Source organism: Roseovarius nanhaiticus (assembly GCF_900156535.1).
GTDB lineage: Bacteria > Pseudomonadota > Alphaproteobacteria > Rhodobacterales > Rhodobacteraceae > Roseovarius > Roseovarius nanhaiticus.
On record NZ_FTNV01000008.1, the window covers coordinates 1 to 16,669 of the forward strand.

17 protein-coding genes are annotated in these 16,669 nt (G+C 61.0%); 3 read left to right on the forward strand and 14 right to left on the reverse strand.

Annotated elements, in window-relative coordinates; all coding sequences use genetic code 11:
• Positions 1 to 42: 42 nt before the first annotated feature.
• From istB to BW975_RS17570, 13 genes are all read right to left on the reverse strand, one after another.
• Positions 43 to 1,032: an IS21-like element helper ATPase IstB gene (gene istB, locus BW975_RS18395; protein ID WP_083687187.1), complete on the reverse strand. Its 990-nt coding sequence runs from the start codon at positions 1,030 to 1,032 to the stop codon at positions 43 to 45.
• Positions 1,033 to 1,264: 232 nt separating this feature from the next.
• A complete protein-coding gene (locus tag BW975_RS17515; protein ID WP_076535633.1) occupies positions 1,265 to 1,942 on the reverse strand; it encodes an SOS response-associated peptidase in 678 nt (225 codons plus the stop codon).
• Between the two features lie 125 nt (positions 1,943 to 2,067).
• Positions 2,068 to 2,364, reverse strand: a complete 297-nt coding sequence (locus tag BW975_RS17520; RefSeq protein WP_076535634.1) for a PRC-barrel domain-containing protein — start codon at positions 2,362 to 2,364, stop codon at positions 2,068 to 2,070.
• 122 nt (positions 2,365 to 2,486) lie between these two features.
• The gene (locus tag BW975_RS17525) at positions 2,487 to 2,975 is read right to left on the reverse strand and encodes a YciE/YciF ferroxidase family protein (RefSeq protein ID WP_076535635.1); all 489 of its coding nucleotides are present in this window, start codon (positions 2,973 to 2,975) and stop codon (positions 2,487 to 2,489) included.
• Between the two features lies 1 nt (position 2,976).
• Positions 2,977 to 4,083: a glycosyltransferase family 2 protein gene (locus tag BW975_RS17530; RefSeq protein WP_076535636.1), complete on the reverse strand. Its 1,107-nt coding sequence runs from the start codon at positions 4,081 to 4,083 to the stop codon at positions 2,977 to 2,979.
• Positions 4,080 to 4,643, reverse strand: coding sequence for an SAM-dependent methyltransferase (locus tag BW975_RS17535; protein WP_076535637.1), 564 nt, complete (start codon positions 4,641 to 4,643; stop codon positions 4,080 to 4,082). Before BW975_RS17535 ends, BW975_RS17530 begins: the two co-directional genes overlap by 4 nt.
• Positions 4,643 to 5,347 carry a PIG-L deacetylase family protein gene (locus BW975_RS17540; RefSeq protein WP_076535638.1) on the reverse strand — a complete coding sequence of 235 codons (705 nt, stop codon included), beginning with the start codon at positions 5,345 to 5,347 and terminating at the stop codon, positions 4,643 to 4,645. Before BW975_RS17540 ends, BW975_RS17535 begins: the two co-directional genes overlap by 1 nt.
• A complete protein-coding gene (locus BW975_RS17545; protein ID WP_139194267.1) occupies positions 5,344 to 6,441 on the reverse strand; it encodes an acyl-CoA dehydrogenase family protein in 1,098 nt (365 codons plus the stop codon). The genes BW975_RS17540 and BW975_RS17545 overlap by 4 nt, the downstream gene beginning before the upstream one ends.
• Positions 6,438 to 7,493, reverse strand: coding sequence for a glycosyltransferase (locus BW975_RS17550; RefSeq protein WP_076535639.1), 1,056 nt, complete (start codon positions 7,491 to 7,493; stop codon positions 6,438 to 6,440). The genes BW975_RS17545 and BW975_RS17550 overlap by 4 nt, the downstream gene beginning before the upstream one ends.
• Positions 7,490 to 8,458, reverse strand: coding sequence for a glycosyltransferase family 2 protein (locus BW975_RS17555; RefSeq protein ID WP_076535640.1), 969 nt, complete (start codon positions 8,456 to 8,458; stop codon positions 7,490 to 7,492). Before BW975_RS17555 ends, BW975_RS17550 begins: the two co-directional genes overlap by 4 nt.
• Complete coding sequence (locus BW975_RS17560; protein ID WP_076535641.1) at positions 8,455 to 9,846, reverse strand: glycosyltransferase family 2 protein; 1,392 nt, start codon at positions 9,844 to 9,846, stop codon at positions 8,455 to 8,457. The genes BW975_RS17555 and BW975_RS17560 overlap by 4 nt, the downstream gene beginning before the upstream one ends.
• A 266-nt stretch (positions 9,847 to 10,112) precedes the next feature.
• Entirely contained in the window at positions 10,113 to 10,850 is a 738-nt protein-coding gene (locus BW975_RS17565) for a Crp/Fnr family transcriptional regulator (RefSeq protein ID WP_076535642.1), read from the reverse strand.
• 10 nt (positions 10,851 to 10,860) lie between these two features.
• Positions 10,861 to 11,304, reverse strand: a complete 444-nt coding sequence (locus tag BW975_RS17570; protein ID WP_076535643.1) for an MgtC/SapB family protein — start codon at positions 11,302 to 11,304, stop codon at positions 10,861 to 10,863.
• 172 nt (positions 11,305 to 11,476) lie between these two features.
• Here BW975_RS17570 and BW975_RS17575 point away from each other — a divergent pair, with 172 nt between their 5' ends.
• The 3 genes from BW975_RS17575 to BW975_RS17585 all read left to right on the forward strand — a co-directional run bounded on the left by BW975_RS17575 (position 11,477) and on the right by BW975_RS17585 (position 14,095).
• Positions 11,477 to 11,992, forward strand: a complete 516-nt coding sequence (locus BW975_RS17575) for a DUF421 domain-containing protein (protein ID WP_076535644.1) — start codon at positions 11,477 to 11,479, stop codon at positions 11,990 to 11,992.
• The gene (locus tag BW975_RS17580; protein ID WP_076535645.1) at positions 11,992 to 13,233 is read left to right on the forward strand and encodes a cation:proton antiporter; all 1,242 of its coding nucleotides are present in this window, start codon (positions 11,992 to 11,994) and stop codon (positions 13,231 to 13,233) included. Before BW975_RS17575 ends, BW975_RS17580 begins: the two co-directional genes overlap by 1 nt.
• Before the next feature lie 85 nt (positions 13,234 to 13,318).
• The gene (locus tag BW975_RS17585) at positions 13,319 to 14,095 is read left to right on the forward strand and encodes a hypothetical protein (protein WP_076535646.1); all 777 of its coding nucleotides are present in this window, start codon (positions 13,319 to 13,321) and stop codon (positions 14,093 to 14,095) included.
• A gap of 20 nt (positions 14,096 to 14,115) precedes the next feature.
• Here the strand turns inward: BW975_RS17585 and BW975_RS17590 are convergent, their stop codons facing one another.
• On the reverse strand, positions 14,116 to 16,224 hold the full coding sequence (locus tag BW975_RS17590) for a catalase (protein WP_076535647.1): 2,109 nt from the start codon (positions 16,222 to 16,224) through the stop codon (positions 14,116 to 14,118).
• Positions 16,225 to 16,669 lie beyond the last annotated feature (445 nt).

The window sequence follows — 16,669 nt, forward strand, 5'->3', positions numbered from 1 at the left end:
GTGGCGCTTGTAGCGGATGTCTTGATTTCGCATCGCCACCAACTACGCTGACAACCCTCGGCCAGCAATGTGCAGGGCGTTAACGTGACAACACCCTGTTGCCTCCTTTCGCTTTTTCTTCGCTGTTTCGGAGCTGGCCTTGAAGCGGTAGCTGTCATTGCCGGTCTCGAGGATATGGCAGCGATGGGTGAGACGATCGAGCAGTGCTGTGGTCATTTTCGCATCGCCAAAGACGCTGGCCCATTCACTGAAGCTCAGGTTAGTGGTGATGATGACGCTGGTGCGTTCATACAGCTTGCTCAGAAGATGGAAGAGCAACGCGCCGCCAGAGGCGCTGAACGGCAGATATCCCAGCTCATCGAGGATCACCAAGTCGGTTTTGACGAGCGCCTCAGCGATCTTCCCGGCCTTGCCTTGGGCTTTTTCCTGCTCCAGTGCGTTGACCAGTTCGACAGTCGAGAAGAAGCGTACGCGTTTGCGGTGATGCTCGATGGCCTGGATGCCGAGGGCGGTGGCAACATGGCTTTTCCCCGTGCCGGGACCGCCGATCAGCACCACATTCTCGGCCCCATGGGCAACCTGAAGCTTGATGCGCTCGCCGCCGACATAGGCCCAGTCCTCGCTCCAATCGAACTGGAAAGCCTCGCCCGGCGCGAACACCAGCGGCACGAAAGTCCCGCGATCAGTCGTGTGATGCGCACGCTGCCGTTCACCCTTCCATTCCCGCACAAAGGCCGCAACACGTTCGTAGGAACCGTCATATCCAAGCTTTACAAGATCGGCATGCATCAGATTCGCCGTTCGGCGTTCCTTGCGTGATTTGCGCTGATCAGTCGTCAGCCACGCAGTAAGATGCTTAGCATAGAGGTCCAGCTTGCTGGGACGATCCGGCACCTGAAATGCAGGTTCAACAATCCCCTCCCGCAGATACTTCTTGATCGTGTTGCGAGATACGCCCGTCCGCCGCGCGATCTCGCGAATAGGCATCTTATCCCGCAGTGCCCATTTCCGAATTACCCTCAAAAATCCCATGTCTATCACTCCATGCGCCCCCAGCTGATTCAAGCCGCGGCAAGGTTGCACATGGGTCAATTCTCAATGACAATTTCTGCTGGTGCCGGGTCAGTTCTCAATGACAATCAACAGCGATGACAGGCTGTTCGACGCGGTGCAGCGGCATGGGAATCCTTGCGGGTTCTTCTTTTGTTCTCAATCTGCGATAGAGCCCCCGCGTGTCAAGACCGATCGGATTTCTCGACCGAAATTACAGACCGCCCTTGTCGGATTTCAGGCCTTCCCCACTTTGATGAATGACCATTTGCTCGGCCGGAAATGGCCGTAACAGAGCAAAGGCTGATTCCGGCCGACCTGTAAGCCACTCCTCGTAGGCTTCCGGATGCAGGATCACAGGCATCCGGTCCGGGTGAGTATCCCGCACCAGCTCATTCGGTGTTGTCGTCACCATCGACGAGGTGACCATTTCGCGTTGCTCGCCGCCGTAATTGCCGCTGAATGCGCGCCAGACACCGGCAAAGGCGAAGGGCGGCCGGTTGCCCTCGCCTCTCACGCCAAACCAGAAATAGGTGGCCGGGTTGCGACCCTTGGCCTCGCAGAAGCTCGTCGCCGGGATCAGGCACCGGCGCTGGATGAAGCTCTTCTTCCAGAAGGGTGAAGTTCTCAGCTTGTCGTCGCGGGCGTTGTTCACGGCCTTTGACTGGATTGGCTGGCCAGTCTTTTTTGAAACCTGAGGCAGCACGAAGCCCCAATGCGTGTTCCATAATGCGCGTTCACCGTTGTCATTCAACGCCACGATTGGCGCGGTTCCTTTCGGGAAGATCCCCGGCAATGGCTCCGCGTTCCCCAGCTGGTCGCGCTGCGCATCCACTGCGAAAAGCTGGCGCATCGCTGCGGGCGGCATGGTGTTCGAGTAGAGATTGCACATGTGAATTCCTAGGCGGACAGCAGGCACAGACGTTCTTAGAATCTACAACAGATAAATATCCGCAAGCAAAGAAGGGACGGCACATATTTCGTGCCGTCCCTTCTGATTTACAAACTCGCTGATCTTCAGTGATTGTGTTCAGGCAAGTTCTTCAGTTCGTCTTTCGACATGGCAGTCGTCGCATGAACCTTGCCGTTTTCGTCGCGCATGAAATTCAAGCTGGACACCGGCAACGATACTGGCTTTGCGCCGAGACCAAGAAATCCACCAACGTCCACGATGGCTTGGGCATGCTGACCCGTGCCATGGAAATGGGAGACGTCACCGATGTGATTGTCATCGGGACCATAGACGTTTGCACCGTCGACAGTCGCGAAGCTCAGTTCGTCCGGACGAAGGGGGGTATGCTTAGAGTGATCCATGATAGCCTCACTTTGGTTGATGTTTCCTGATACAGTTCAACCTTTCAGTAGCGGCGCGGTTCCGGCCGGCAGATAGCGCGAGCAGGAAACCGCTTGGTGAGAGGAATGAAGTTCAAGATCCGTCAGGCCATTGCATCCAAGTTCCGTGAGCGTTCGGCTAATTCGGTCATGAAATCATCGGATTCGTAGATGTTGTCCAGCGCACCGTCGAGCTTGCGCGCCGCCTCGTCATTGCCAAGCGCCTCGGCGAATGCCTTGGTCGTTCCAAACCCGGCGATCCCATAATGGCACAGACGCTGATATTGCGCGATGATGGCGACATCCAGAGCGGCGCCGCTCATGTCGGTGTCGAGGGCGTGCTTGCGGGCTTCCTTGACCAGCCCTTCCATGCCCTTGCAATGCTCTTTCTTTACGTCGGCACCTCTGTCCTCGAGCAGAGATTTCAGAAGGCGGGTATGCTGATCGATCCCGTCCTTGGCCGAACTCAGCCGATCGACAAGTTTGCTGTCGGATGCCTTGTCGGCCATCGCCGATACCACGTCTGACATCTGGTCGTTCGCGGACCACAGGTCTTGAAGCTCTTCTACATAAAGGTCTTTTAACGTTGTCATTTTACGCTCCTTTCACGGTCGGCGGTGCCGACGCGCTGGTTTGAGTATGGTCGGGAAGACGATCCACACGGACCGGACAGCCCCGCGTATCGGGGCCAGCGGGGACATTCGCTGACCCATTGCCCGGCAGCAGCGTGTCAAGGTGGGAACATGGCATCGTTGCTGCCGAAGCTATCGGGGCGGATATCAGCCGCTCCGAATTCCTGAACTTCTCCAGTATTTCGATATGCTGCGAGAGTTCCCGCACGTTGAGGCGGTAGCGACCAGGCACCTGCGGCGGCCAGGGGCCCAGCGTGTTGCCGATGGCCTGCCTGACCAGCCAGTCCGCCGACGGCAGGCAGTCGTCGATCAGGTAATCCATGCCCCCGATCCGCGCCTTGAGCGCGTCGGACATGCCCCCCGCCGCGCGGCCGGTCAGGCGGCACGAGGCCTGCACCTTCACATCATCGGCGTGACGGACCCGGCAACCCGCCGCGCGGAGCGCGCGGACGATCCGGCGGTCCTCGCCGCATCTGATCGGCGCGAATCCTCCGACATCCAGATACGCGGTGCGGGTGAACGCGAGGCTCGCCCCCGCCGCTTCGCCATGGGTGCTGCCGATATCCGAGCATTCCGGCGCGTGGCGGGCGTAGATGTCCTGCACCAGGGCCCTGTAGGTGCCTTCCAGTTCGGCCAGGTGCGGGTCCATGCCATCGAGGATATCGGCCTCATCCTCGATCAGATCGACCTTGCCGCAGACAGCGTCCGCCGTTTTCAGGTGTGCAAGGTTGCGTGCGATCCAATCCGGGGCGACGATGCAATCGGCGTCGGTGGTCAAAAGATAGCGAAGCGCGGGCATGGTCTGCAGGGCGTGATCGCACCCGATCCGCCGGGCGGTGCCGACACCCTCTTGCGCAGGCAGTGTCCGTTCCAGCACCGTCAGGTCAAGGTTACGTCGGGCGGCGGTGTCGCGGGCCACGCTGCCGGTGCGGTCCGTGGTGTTGTTGACCACCAGGATCACCGTCGCGTTGCCTTGTTCCGCCAACGCGGTGAGACAGCCACCGATCCGGGCTTCCTCGTTGCGGGCGGGAATGATGATGGCGGTGTCTTTTGCGGCGGGGCAGGTCATGTCGTGCCCTTCGGCAGTCCGCGGTCGATGCGATACCCGTCGGTCTGGGTCACGCAATCGAACTCATGGGTGTCCAGCGCCGCCGTGAAGATCGTGAGCGCCTCCACCCCCTGCAAATCATGGTCGGTTTCGCCAAGCCAACTCACGCAGAGCACCTCCGCCTTCGGCCAGGCGGTGGCGAAATCCAATGCCAGTTTGCGCAAGCTGCCCTCATCGAGGAAATAGAGGATCTCGGACAGGATCAGCAGGTCGAAATTACCCGCTGGCAGCGGACAAGGGTAAAAGTCGTGGATGAAGGTGGCATCCGGCACGGCCCGGCGTGCGGCCTCGATCGCGATGGCCACCGCATCCATGCCGGTATAGCGGTCGCAGATGTCCACCAGATGCCGCGCGAGCTGCCCGTTGCCGCAGCCCAGTTCGAAGGCCGAGGCGTATCGGGGCCGCGACAGCGCCGCCCGGGTTGCGGCGAACTTTGCCTGTTCGTAATCGCTGTGCTCGAAATCCCAAGGATCCGAGGTGTCGGCATAAAGCGCGTGCAGGTGATCGCGGCCGACGCCCATCACGGCATCCTCCAGAAAATTTCGTCTTCGGTCACGAATTTCTCGATGAACCCCGGCGGCAGGGTGAACCCCGATGGATCATCGGTGACGACCCTGCCCAGTTGGCTTCGATGCGCATGGATTGCCGCGCGTTTCCTGGCGCGCAGGTCCTCCGGGGGCACGCACACCGGGGCGTGACGGGTGGCGGTCTGGCGGAAATCGGGATCGTCCCAGCGGCACCAGACGGGATAGCTGTAGAACGCCCACTCCGGGCGGCGGCGGCGCAACGCGCCGGCGAAGCGGGCCGTCGCCTGGTGGTCTTCGTGGTGATCCTCGGCGGCGGGCACGAAGACATGGCGCGCGCCATGACCTTCGATGATCTGTTCCAGCCTGGCGGCAACCTCTGTCGCATCGGCCTGATAGAGACGGCTGTCGGCAATGCCCAGCCAGGTCAGATCGCGCGCGGAACCGCCGAGACATTCGATGGCCGCTACCATCTCCGCGTGTCGCTGGCGGGCCAGCCGCTCCGGTGTCCATTGCCGCGATCCGGGGTGGCTCGCACTGCCATCCGTCAGGCAGATGACGTGCGCGCCCACGCCTGCGAAACCCCGCGCCAGAAGTGCGCCGCAGCCGAGGGATTCATCGTCAGGATGTGGGGCCAAGACGACGAAGCTTTCGCGACCCTCGAACACGTCCGGCAGCAAGGGCGCATGTGCCACGTTCATCCGAAGACCCCCCAGATGCGCCCGTCTTCCCCGAGCGCCGTCTGCGCCGCGCGTTGCAGGAACGCATCCCGCGCGGCCTGCCGCAGATAGACTGCCAGATCGCGGGCCATGCGCCCGGTCTCGGACCCGGCCTCGAAATGCCGCAGGCCGATGCTCTGCTCGACGGCCCGGATGGCGTCGAGCCCGATCTCCTCGGTAAAGAGCCGGGCCGCGATGGAGGTGGCCACGATGTCATCCGGCGCGATGTGGCGATCGGCAGCAGCTTCGGCGGCGCGCTCAGTCAGGGCCATGCCGGCCCAAGCGCGCATCAGCGCATCCATCAGACGGCTCTTCTGGGCTTCCGCCTCCATGCGGCCTGCGGCGCGAAGCTCTGTCGCGGCCCGGTCCAGCAGGCCGGCGGTGGCGCCGACCTGCAAGGCCGCGATCCGCCAGACACCGCCGACGAAATGCGGCTCCTTCAGGTAATCGCCGGGATTGCCGATCCATTCGTTCCTGTCGACCGGCAGGCCGGTGAAATCAAAGCTGCCCGAGGCAGTCGCCCGCATCCCCTGCATGTCCCATGCGGACGGGTCCGCGGGGGCGGCGTCCGTCACATCGACCAGCGCCAGCCGCACCTCGGGACCGGAATCCACAGTGACCAGCGCATGGGTCACGGTGCCCAGCCCCGAGGCATAGCACTTGCCGCCCTGCAAATGCTGCCCCGTGGCATCCAGCGTCACCGGCGCCGCGCCATCGGCCCCCCAGACGCCCAGCAGGGCACCCTTGGCGATCTGGCGATCGACCTGCGCCTCTTGCACCTTCGTTCCATAAAGGCGGACCAGGTGCAGCGCGTTGACATGCCCTTCGAACAGCCGCCCGACGCCGAGGTTCGCAGCGCCCACCTGCATCAGGGCGCGCGCGGTGCGGGCGGGATCGGTCGCGCCGTCATCGGTCAGAAGGTCCGCCTGTCGCAGCAGATCGATGGAGCGGCCGATCGGGCGCGCGCCACGCTCCTCTTCTGCGGCGGCGGCCCGCAGGGCCTCCGCGACATCGGACGGCACCGGCCCGGCGGTGGTCGAAGGCGGCAACTCGGCAAGGGGTCTGGAAGCTGTCATGTGCTCTTTACCATCTCCATCTCAGGATGCCTTGCAGCGGCGTGTTCCAGCAGCTGCACCCAGTCCCCGGTGACCCGGCCCAGCCGGAAGGCGGGATTGGCGGTGACCTGCGGCGGCGCACGCCGCCACGCCCGGATGCGCCCAAGGATCTGCGCCGGGTCATGGCCATCCACGGGCTGCGTGGCATCCGCCACGATTTCCGCATTGGCACCCAGCCCATCATGCACCAGCACCGGCGCGCCGACCGCATTGGCCTCGGCCAGCACCAGGCCGAAGGTCTCGGCAAATGTCGTCTGGGGATAGAACAGGCAGAGCGCACGGCGCATCTGCCGGATGAGCGCCCCATGGGACAGGGATCCCAGAAAAACCACGCCCTCGGGCACCGGCCCGGTATCCCAGCGCAGATAGCCCGGATCGGCCACGGCAAGGGTCAGGTTCGGAAGGTCACGGCGCAGCGTGGCGAATTGTTCGAACACCTCGGCCAACCCCTTGTGGGGCGAACTTGCAAAGAGCAGCCGGTCCGGGTCGCGGGGCGTGGCGTCGGGGTGCAGATCGTCATCGAGCGGATTGTAGATCACGCGGATGGGCGGCACATCCTCCGCCCCGAGGAACCCCGCCAGTTCGCGAGCGTGTGTGTTTGACACGCAGATGACGGTGATGTCGGCAGCCTTCAGCGCCGCGCCCATTCTGCGGTTGTGACGGCCGGGATAGACGTGCAGCCAGAGGAAGATCGGCGTGTCTGGATGCCACTTGCGCAGCTTGATCGCCACCTTCCAGCGGTTGATGACGATCAGGGCGGCGGGGTTTTGCGCGTTATCGAGGTCTTGCAGGGGCCGCAACGTCCCTGCCTCGGACAGGTCCCAGTGGCCACGACCCTGCTGATACTGCGTGATCTCGAACCGGGAGCCGAGTGCTGCGGCCACCCGCAGCACCGTCGCTTCCGTGCCGCCAAGACCGCCGGTCCCGAGGTCGGGCAGGTCGTAACCCGCGGCAGAGCACGGATCGACGATCGCCACCGGCGCGCGCGCTGTCTCTTGGCGAAACGCCTTCATTGCGCGGCCATCCCTGTAGCAGGAACGGTGGCGAGGATTTGCGCGACCCGGGCCGACGTGGCGGGCGTGACCGGGATGTCGCGCCGTGCCAGAAAGTCGGGCCGGCTGACATGGCTGACGCCGAGGGTCGGGATATCCACCGGCACCGGGGCGACCCTGCCGTTCTCCCGCCACGCCTCGACCTTGGCCCAGACCTTCTGCCGGTCCGCTCTGCGCCTGGCGCTGTCGTAATCCGAGACCGCGGATTGCGTGAGGCTGTCGGGGGTCTCGATCTTGGTCAGCAACAGTTCGGGAACGATCCAGATGACCTCGCCGTTCAGGATCAGCCGGTTGCGGAATTCGCGGTCCTCCTCGATGCAATCATCGAACCCGCCAAGACGGTGGAACACATCCGTGCGGAACAGGCCGGAGTTGACATGCGTCCATTCCCCCGGCACCTGCGCGCCCATCTGAAGGTTCGGAAAGACGTCATCGAGCAGGGACAAATCGCGCCGGATCTCGACACGCCGCCCGTCCGGCAGGATCAGCTCGTGGTGGGTAAGTGCCGCGCTGACCTCAAGCCTCTGCCCCGCCTCCTTGCCCGCCAGCCGCCAGTTTAAACAGTCGTCCGCACCGATATCCTGCGCGGTCAGCACGCGGACCTGGTGCAGGATCTTGTCGCGATGCGGGATGTCGTCGGAATCGTGGAAGGTTATGGCGTCTCCCGCGGTCAGCAGCAGGCCCGCGTTCTTTGCATTGGCGGTGCCGAGGTTCTGCGATAGGCGGACATAGTTGAAACGCGCATCGGCCAGGAACGGCTGCACCGCGCTTTCGGTGGCGTCGGTGCTGGCATCGTCGATCACGGTGACGCGGATGTTCCACCAGCTTTGTTCGAGTGCCGCGCGGATCGCTCCAGCGATCAGATGGGCGCGGTTGAAGGTCGGGATAACGATATCGACCAGAGGGGCAAGCGGATCGGATGTCATGCGGAAACCTCAGTCAGGGGTGGGGCAATCGCAGCGCGATAGGCGCGCAGGCTCTTGTCGGTCAGCAGCGCGGCGGGCAGCGGCAGCAGGAGCGTCAACAGCGCGGCGCGGATCAGCGGCTCCGTGGGATGCCCGCCGAGCAGCAGCAGGAGCGCGGTGAGGAAAACCATGAGGTGACAGATGGGCAGGGAACCGGCGCCCTTGCCGCCTGATTTATCGGTGACCACGAATTTCAGGCGGCAGCCCGCGAGCGCATCGAAGGTTGCCTTAGCCGATTGCGGCGCCAGCGCGACGCGACAGGCCAGCGCATTAAGGATAACCGGAAGGGCCTGCCCGTCGCGCATCCCGCGCGCGACGACGCGGGACGCAATGTCAGCCAAGCTAAGCAGGATGGCTCCCGCAGCCAGCATGGCGGCGACCGTGTGTCCGTGCCCGGTCAGTAGCCAGACGGTCAGAAGAGCGAAGGGCACCAGCGCGAGGCTGAACCAAGAGGTCAGTTGCGTTAGGATGACCAACCGCTTGTGCAGGTTGAAATTGCCTGCGGGGGTAAGAATCTTCCGCCCATGTAGCAGCAGCGTCTGGACGTTACCGCTGCACCAGCGATACCGCTGCTTTTCGAGATCGCGCAAAGACAGCGGCAGCAGGCCCTTTCCTACGATCTGGTTAATGAACCGTCCTGCAAACCCTGCATGGCAAAGCCGCACGCCCAGGTCCGCATCCTCGGTCGTGGTGGCGCCCGACCACCCGCCGACGGAAACCAGCGCAGTCTTCGAAATCACGCAGAGCGTGCCGGTCAACAGCACCGCCTCTGCCTCATCGGCGGCGGCGGCATTGGTTCGGAAATATTCCTCAAGCTCGGCATCCACGCCCGGTGCGGTGGTCGTCGTGGCGACATAGGATTGCGGAAACTGCACGTAATCCGCCCCGGTCCGGTGCAGCGCCTCCGCCGCGCGGCTCAGAAAATCGCGATGGACGACATAATCCGCATCGACAGTTACCACATGGGTCGCATTGGCGCGCGTGTGCGCCAGCGCGATATTGAGCGCGCCGGCCTTGGCGCCGCGCACGCCCATCCGGTGCAGGAAGGTGATCCGACACGGATGCGCCGCGCAGAAGGTCGCGACCGGCTTCCACAGCGCGGGATCGGCCGTGTTGTTGTCCATAACGATGATCTCGTAGCCACCTGACGGCCAGTCCTGATCGAGTAAGGCCCGCAGGGTGCGGATCACCAAGTGAGGCGGTTCCGAATGGGTCGCAACATGAATTGAAAATCGAAGGGTAGCGGATCTCTGCTGACCTGCTGTCAATGACGTGGGCAAACAGGCGATAATTGGCCGAAGAGCCATCAGGGCGGCCTGAATTGCAACGATGGCGGCGCAAACGATCATGCCCACTGTCGGAACGGCAGCGGACAGAATCAGTATTCCACAGATTGCGACAAGCCGTAGTTTCACACTCGCCCCCAGGCGTTAAATTTCGATAAATATTATTTACAATCAGTAGTTTGTCCGGTTCGGACGCTACCGAAGAGGTAACAACTCTCGTTGCTGTTTAGTTCCCGCGGGCAGGGCAATTCGCAATCCATGCCGACGCTTCGACAATGCGCCAGACCGCCGGCCCCCGCTTTCAACTGGATTGAATTGGTTTTCCGTCTCTAGTCTTGCGGAAACCACGAAGTATCCATGTCGGCGTAGCGATCATGGAAATCCGTAAGTTCGATCATCGCATCTTCTCTAAGAATCCGGAGGCGATTCTGGTCCCGGTGAATATAGCCATCCTCTTCCATCCGGATGAAAGTCTTGCTGATATGGACATTGGTAAGGCCCAGATAATCGGCGATCTGGCTCTGGGTCATTGGCAGGCGAATGGTGTCGGTCATATCCCGGTTGGTGATCCTGAGCCGCGCGATCAGATCCAGCAGCATGTAGCTGACCCGTTCTTGCGCACTCATCCGGCCCATTGCACGGAGCACATCGATCAAAACGACCTGGTCGCGAAGCGCTATCGACAGCAAAAGTGCCGAAAGCCGCGGAGATCTGCGCAGGATTTCGTCGAGCGACGACTTTGGAAACGGACACAGGCACACTTCTTCGACAGTGCGCAGTGTGGTCGTCGCATGTTTCAGGGCGACATCCGGAAAACCGATGATGTCGCCCGGATGATGGATCTTGACGATCTGGCGGCGGCCATCGGGCAGATCGGTATAGCTGAAGGCCCAGCCATGCTTCACGACATAGAGGTCCTTGTTCTCGTCACCCCCCTGATACACCTCATATCCGGCACCAAAGTTGCGCTCTGCCTTCTCTAGTGTAGCCAATCTGTCCCGATCCGCATCTGACAGGGAGACGTAGTGTGAGAGCTTCGTAACGAGGCAACTGGATTTGCTGGACATGATGGCCTTTCTATTCGCTCCCCCGGATGTGAAGCCAGTCAAAAATGTTGAGAACGATGAAGATCAGCGCGGAGATGAATGCCGCCTCTTTCAGGTAACCTAGCCCGCAGGCGATACCGATCGACCCTACGGCCCAGATCGCCGCGCCGCTGCGAACGCCCTTGAGCCGTCCATCGTCGCTGGGCGACATGATCGCCCCCGCTCCGAGGAAGCCGATACCGCCGACAATACCTTGGATCAGACGGGTGGGATCGATCGACATGGCCTCGTCCTCGGCCATACTGCTCAGGGCAAAATTAAGGGTGACTGCCATCAAGGCGGCAGAGCCAATGGCGACCAGGACATAAACTCCTGCCCCTAAAGGCTTGCCCTTGATCTCGCGATCAAGCCCGACGATTAACCCACACCCCCCAGAAAAAAGGACGCGAAGTATAAATTCACTGAAATCGACCACTAACCGAGAACTCCCTGTTCTGGTGCCTACCTTGCCATATACTTTCGTTAAACCCCACTGCCTTGCGTGGATTTAATATGCATTGAAACGGGGTATTCCGCACGCGGCTATGGTCGCGTTTGAACGAATAAGTCTTGGATGCAAAAAGAACCTTCAAACAAGGGATACATTGATGTTTTTTGACGGACCTATACTCGATGCGTTGGCCAAGGGTTCCCTACTGAGCGTGATCGGTATTGCCTGGATCATTTTTCTGGTCCGCATCGTGGGATTGAGATCATTCTCGAAAATGACGAATTTCGACTTCGTCATGACTGTTGCCATGGGCTCGCTTCTGGCCGGGGCGTCTCAGTCGCAGGAATGGACGGGATTTCTTCAGACGCTGACGGCGATGGCCAGCCTCTTTGCCGTCCAGTATGGCGTCTCGCGGCTGCGACGCTGGTCGCCGCGACTCGACGCGCTGGTTCAGAATACGCCGGTCCTGCTGATGAAGGACGGCGTCATCCTGCATGACAACCTGCGCGCGACGCGTGTGGCCGAGGAAGACCTGATCGCCAAACTGCGGGAGGCGAACGCGCTGGAGCTGTCGACGGTGCGCGCCGTGGTGCTGGAAACGACCGGCGATATCTCGGTGCTGCACGGCGATCATGTGGATGAGATCCTGTTCAAGGGCGTCGCCGAGGACTGATGGAAGACGCCACTTTCTTCGAATTCAGCCCCTATCATCTGACCCTCGCGGTCGTCGGCTGCATCGTGATCCTGTCACGCTGGTTTCCACGGCTCATTTCATCGCGCGAACCGGCGGCCGCGCCGCTGATGATCCTGCTGGGGGCCGGAGCCGTCTTGATGATCCCCGGCCTGCCCGCGCCCCCCGATCCGCGCACGGCGCCGCTGCTGTGGGAGGTGATGGCAGAGATCACCGTCATCGTTGCGCTCTTCGCGGCGGGCATGCGGGTCGACAGCCTCGGGCCGCCGGGAAAATGGGCACCGACGCTGCGGCTGCTCCTGATCGCGATGCCCCTGACCATCGCGGCGGTCGCGTTCCTCAGCGTGGTGCTGGGCGGGCTGACCGCCGGAGCTGCCGTTCTGCTGGCCGCCGTGCTTGCACCCACCGACCCAGTCCTTGCCGCCGACGTGCAGATCGCGCCGCCGCAGGAGGGACAGGAACATCCGGTGCGTTTCGCCCTGACCACGGAGGCCGCGCTGAACGACGGGCTGGCCTTTCCGTTCGTTTATCTCGGCCTGATCCTCATTGCGCAGGGTTTGGCCCCCGCTGAATGGGGGCTTCAGTGGTTGCTGGAGGACGTGATCTACCGGATTTCCATCGGGGCCGCGATGGGCTGGGCCGGGGGGTGGCTGCTGGGCCAGATACTGTTCAACCTGCCGCGCGAAACCCGGCTGGCCGATACTGGCTCGGGAGTGATCGCGATTGCCGGGGTGTTCCTGTGCTATGGCTCCACCGAACTGGTCGAGGGCTACGGTTTCATCGCCGTGGCCGCCATGGGCCTGTCGCTGAGGCGTATCGAGAGCGAACACCATTATCATCGGCATCTACACGATTTCTCGGAATCCATCGAACACGCCCTGACGGCGCTTCTGCTGATTGCCCTGGGTGGCCTGCTCCCCGCTCTGGCGGCGGGCCTGACCTGGAACCATGTCGCCATTGCGGTGCTGCTGATCGTGGTGCTGCGCCCGTTGGCCGGATGGATATCGCTGACGGCAAGCGCGCTGGCCCGTTCCGATCGGGCGGTGGTTGCCGTCTATGGCGTGCGCGGGATCGGGTCGATCTATTATTTGGCCTATGCGACAGGCTACGCCGAACTCGATAACCTGTCCGACCTGTGGATCATCACCGCACTGACGATTTTCCTGTCGACCATCCTACATGGTTTCACAGTGGGCTGGAGCATGGAAAAGATCGGGAGATGACTATCAGATCAATCTGTATGGAACTGAGGGTGAGCGCTTTGGATATCATCCATAGAGGAACGCCTAACCACGTGAAGGTGCCGCAATGTCGCTAGTTATCGGACTTTTAGGATGGCTTTTCCTGATCATCGTCACGACAGACTTTCTGATCACGACGGTTGGCACAAACGATAGCAGTCCAATCGCGATACGTGTGGCCCGGACCGCATTCCGCCTGTTCAGGCGACTGCCCGACACGGACATCAAGCACAAGATCATCGGCCCGCTGGTCGTGGCAACCGTGGCCACATGGTGGATCCTGAGCGTGAACCTGTCCTGGGCGATGATCTTTTACGGCATCACTGGATCAGTCGTGGACCAGAGCAGCGGGTTGCCGGCAAGCCCGGTCGGATTCATATCGCACGTCGGTCATCTCCTCTCGACGGTTGGAGGCGGCACGACATCGCCTGCCACATCGACTATCTCACTCTTGGGTGTAGTGGTCGGTGTGAATGGCATGGTTGTCCTGACACTCGGCGTGAGCTTTGTCATGGCGACCACTCAAACGGTGGTCCATGGGCGCAAACTTCTACTATACCTTCACGCCAGCCAAGACGATAACCTCATGCTTTTGAAGGATCTGGCAGGATTGACCGCCGAACTGAACGCCGCTCCCTTTGCGCTATTTTTCAGTCATCAGGATCCAGAAATGAGGGTTCCGGAGAGACTGACAGAAGTGTTTGCCCATAGGCTTGATGACGCGGAGACAGACTGGGCACATCTGGCCCGGGCACTGCCTTATTTCCGGCAATATTCCGGACCCGACGTCTCATCAAAGCTGCAGGAATGGCTCAGGGATTTCTCCGCCCGCCATATGCCGTGATCCGACAGTATAAAGATAGATTATCCGCGCTGCCAAAACCTCATTTTCCCGCAAGCCTCGATGAAATCCGCACAGTCGTCCTTGCCCTCGAGTCGGAATACGCCGTCGTCAAAATCGTCAACTCCTGCCGCATGGAACAGTTGCTCGGCTTCGCCGGTGAGTGCGATGAACTTCGCATGTGCAAAAGCGTCGGCAGCAAATTCCTTGGCCGGATGTATGGATGCCAGCTTTTTTACCCCGTCTGCGGATGCCATTACAGCGACAGCATCGTAGAGCACGGATGGCCCGCCATCTATTTTCTGATCCGCCGACACGCTTTTGCCGTCGGAAGTCTTGATGCCGCCGATCGTGGGGGCGACGATTTCCACCATGCCGCCCACGTCTTTCACCGCCTGTTGCAACGAGGCGAGCAGGCCCCCATCGATACCGTCGGTTACAAGGATGCCCAGTTTCCGACCCTTGAAGCTATCCGGTCCGTTCTTGAGGATCGACAGCGCATCCGATGGCTTGAGCCCTTCAACCATATCGCGCCGCGGCGCATGCGGTTTCGGCATTTCGTCAAATCCCAGCCCATCCGAGACGACCCGAGCAAGATCCGTATCGATATTTGGCAAGTGGGCTGCGACACGCTTCCGGATATCCAGCACCTCGCATTTTGACAGCTCGAAGATGAGCGCGTCGGCAATGTGGCCCTGTTCCACCTCTGTCTGGCTTTCATAAAACTGGCGGGCCTGACTGTAATGGTCCGCGAACAGCTCCGCACGAACCTTCCGTTTCTCGCCCTCGATGGCTTCGGGATAGGAGGTGAACCCGGTCTCCGCATCAGCCCGAGGGCCGCCATCCTTCCAGCTATTCGGCTCATAGTTGGCGCGCCCTGTCGGGTTGTGCATCGCCATGTGCCCGTCCTGCTGGAAATGGGCAAACGGGCATTTCGGCGCGTTCACCGGGATATGGGTGAAATTCGGCCCGCCCAGCCGTTTGATCTGCGTGTCCAGATAGGAAAAGTTGCGGCCCTGTAGCAACGGGTCGTTTGTGAAATCGATCCCCCGCACGATGTTCTGCGTGCAGAACGCGACCTGTTCAGTCTCGGCAAAGAAGTTTTCGACCACGCTGTCCAGCACCAGTCGCCCGATGATGCGCACAGGCACATCTTCCTCAGGAATCAGCTTGGTCGCATCCAGAACATCAAAGTCGAACTTGTTGGCGAAGGCGTCGTCAAACACCTGCACACCGAGTTCCCATTCCGGATAATCACCCGCCTGGATCGCGTCCCACAGATCCCGGCGGTGGAAGTCGGGGTCGGCGCCGTTGATCTTGACCGCCTCGTCCCAGAGAACTGATTGCAACCCCTGCTTCGGCTTCCAGTGGAACTTCACAAAGTGGCTCTTGCCCTCTGCGTTTACGAACCGGAACGTATGGACGCCAAATCCTTCCATGAACCGGAATGACCGCGGAATGCCCCGGTCCGACATAGTCCACATGATCATGTGCATGGCTTCGGGCATCAGAGAGATGAAATCCCAGAAGTTGTCATGTGCCGACTGCGCCTGTGGAAAGGCGCGGTCGGGTGCTTCCTTGACTGAATGGACCAGATCGGGAAACTTCATCGCGTCCTGAATGAAGAATACGGGGATGTTGTTTCCGACGATGTCCCAGTTGCCCTCTTCGGTATAGAGCTTGACGGCGAACCCGCGTGCATCACGGGCTAGATCCATGGACCCCTTGTTGCCCGCTACGGTCGAAAACCGCACAAAGGCCGGCACCTTTCGGCCCTTTTCCTGCAACAGATGCGCCGACGTCAGGTCGGGGATCGCATCCGTGGTCTCGAAATATCCGCGCGCGCCATAGCCGCGGGCATGGACCACACGTTCGGGAATGCGCTCGTGATCGAAATGGAACATCTTCTCGCGGAAATGGAAATCTTCGAGCAAAGCCGGACCCCGTGATCCCACCTTGAGAGTGTTCTGGTTGTCCGAGACCGGCACGCCCTGTGCGGTCGTCAGACGCGCGTCATCGGATCCCTGCTGGTGCGTTTCACCGCCCTGCCCCGTTTTTTCGGAGCGCTTCGTTGTCTCGTTTGACTTCTGCGTTTCGATAGAGGGGCGAAAGTGCGGTGATTTTTCAGACATCAGTTTATCTCCAGCGACAGAAATGGGCGCGCAACAGTGGAATCATCGAACAAAACAAATGCTACGCTGTGCAATATTTCGGAACTTCCATCTAGATTGATGCAGCCAGACGTTAAGTCTGTGCTTACCCATCTTCTCGAAGTCAATCTGCAAAACGCATGAGACGTCAGACCCTGTTTCAGGACGCCTGGACTTTTGGCAGACGGCTCACACCCCATCCGCGCTGGGAAAACCATGGAACATGTTTCGATTGACCTCTGGGCTGCCAACCTTGAACCGAGGGTGCAGGATCTGCAAACGTGGCTCGCCGCTCTGGAAGCTCGGATCGCACAGACGGCAGCTCGGGGCGGGGTGTTGTCACGTTAACGCCCTGCACATTGCTGGCCGAGGGTTGTCAGCGTAGTTGGTGGCGATGCGAAATCAAGACATCCGCTACAAGCGCCAC